Genomic DNA, 1,523 nt, shown 5'->3' with positions numbered 1-1,523 from the left:
GCAGGCAAAAGAATTCCACGAGCAGTTCAAAGTGACCTACACCGCATTCGTCGGTCTGGCGGCTCTGGCTCACCTGTTCGTTATCGCCGCCAATCCTTGGTGGTAATTTAGAGAGGATATGACAATGCAATTCATGGGTTACAAGCCGCTCGAAAACGATTACAAAATCTGGCTCGTCGTCAATCCTGCGACCTGGCTGATTCCTACCCTGATCGCTGTTGGTGCTCTGGCGATCCTGGTTCACGTCGTTGCGTTCTCGCTCGACGGTCAGGGCTGGCATGCGCCGGCGCCGGCAGCTGTTGAGGCTGCTCCGGCCGAGTAAGATCGTCTCTGCGTGGCGCCAAGGCGTCGCGTTTAAATCATCGTCCACTGTTGTGGCGGTGGTCTAGTCGAAAATCCTTTTAGGAGGTATACCAATGGCCGAGCAATCCCTGTCGGGTCTCACCGATCAGCAAGCGAAAGAATTCCACGAGCAGTTCAAGGTCACCTACACCGCATTCGTCGGTCTGGCTGCTCTGGCTCACCTGTTCGTCATTGCCGCCAATCCTTGGTGGTAAGACCTGCTGGTCTTAATTTTCTCTTAATTTAGAGGTGAAAGAAATGAGCGACGTCGCAAAGCCGAAAAATCCCGAAGACGATTGGAAGATCTGGCTGGTTGTCAATCCTGCTACCTGGCTGATGCCGATCCTTTTCACCGTTCTGGCTATTGCCATTGCTGTGCACTGGGTTGTGTTCGCTGTCGGCTTGGGCTGGAGCGCTTAAGTCGTATTCGGCTCGGCAGCGGTCTCTTTGGCCGCTGTGGCCTTGGGCGCACCCTTGGTGCGCCCTAAATAGCGTTTGAAATCTGCTTTCATCCGCGTTCGATTCCCATCCCCCGTTTTCTCCCTTCTCTTTTCCCCGCTGTACCCTCTTTTTTACCTAATCTTTAGGTGTTTGTGTTTTGTCTCCACGCGTTCGTGGCGTGCATCGCTCAGATGTCAATGTGTTTTGTCAGATTGTTCTTTCGTTTCTCGATGCGCTATGCGTTGCATTGATCTCTGTGGCTGCCGAAGGGCAGGTCGCGAGCGATGCATGCGCCCCAGTTGCTGTGGCTATGGTTGCTTGAGAGTCTTGATCTCTATCTATGACTTCTGTGTCTAAGAGGCTTGACATACGCCCGTGTCAAGCTAAGATGACACCTGTGGATCTACTGAAGATCCTGAACGTTTTGAGATCGGCAAGCACACTGCCTGCGCTGCCGAGCAACGTGAATCGGTTTTATCCTAATGGAGGCCTATCATGGCTGATATGAAGAGTCTGTCCGGTCTGACCGAGCAGCAGGCAAAAGAATTCCACGAGCAGTTCAAAGTGACCTACACCGCATTCGTCGGTCTGGCGGCTCTGGCTCACCTGTTCGTTATCGCCGCCAATCCTTGGTGGTAATTTAGAGAGGATATGACAATGCAATTCATGGGTTACAAGCCGCTCGAAAACGATTACAAAATCTGGCTCGTCGTCAATCCTGCGACCTGGCTGATTCCTAC

General features: G+C 52.6%; 5 protein-coding genes and 1 pseudogene. All 6 read left to right on the top strand.

The features are described from left to right. Positions 1-106 (top strand): light-harvesting protein (locus tag THIDRDRAFT_RS23195; protein ID WP_007043388.1); only part of this gene is annotated, 106 nt, incomplete at its 5' end. A gap of 18 nt (positions 107-124) precedes the next feature. Beyond that, positions 125-322, top strand: coding sequence for a light-harvesting antenna LH1, alpha subunit (gene pufA, locus THIDRDRAFT_RS23190; protein ID WP_007043387.1), 198 nt, complete (start codon positions 125-127; stop codon positions 320-322). Positions 323-416: 94 nt separating this feature from the next. Beyond that, a complete protein-coding gene (gene pufB / locus THIDRDRAFT_RS23185) occupies positions 417-557 on the top strand; it encodes a light-harvesting antenna LH1, beta subunit (RefSeq protein WP_007043386.1) in 141 nt (46 codons plus the stop codon). A gap of 43 nt (positions 558-600) precedes the next feature. Next, on the top strand, positions 601-762 hold the full coding sequence (pufA, locus tag THIDRDRAFT_RS25230) for a light-harvesting antenna LH1, alpha subunit (RefSeq protein WP_007043385.1): 162 nt from the start codon (positions 601-603) through the stop codon (positions 760-762). Between the two features lie 516 nt (positions 763-1,278). After that, positions 1,279-1,422 (top strand): light-harvesting antenna LH1, beta subunit, encoded by a 144-nt coding sequence (gene pufB, locus THIDRDRAFT_RS23180; protein ID WP_007042216.1) that lies wholly within the window; start codon positions 1,279-1,281, stop codon positions 1,420-1,422. Positions 1,423-1,440: 18 nt separating this feature from the next. Then, a pseudogene (locus THIDRDRAFT_RS27465) lies at positions 1,441-1,523 on the top strand (light-harvesting antenna LH1, alpha subunit); the annotation flags it as partial.

The sequence above is a fragment of the Thiorhodococcus drewsii AZ1 genome (assembly GCF_000224065.1).
Taxonomy (GTDB): Bacteria; Pseudomonadota; Gammaproteobacteria; order Chromatiales; family Chromatiaceae; genus Imhoffiella; species Imhoffiella drewsii.
The sequence above is the reverse complement of the archived record's forward strand: the minus strand, read 5'-3'. Positions and strand labels throughout refer to the sequence as shown.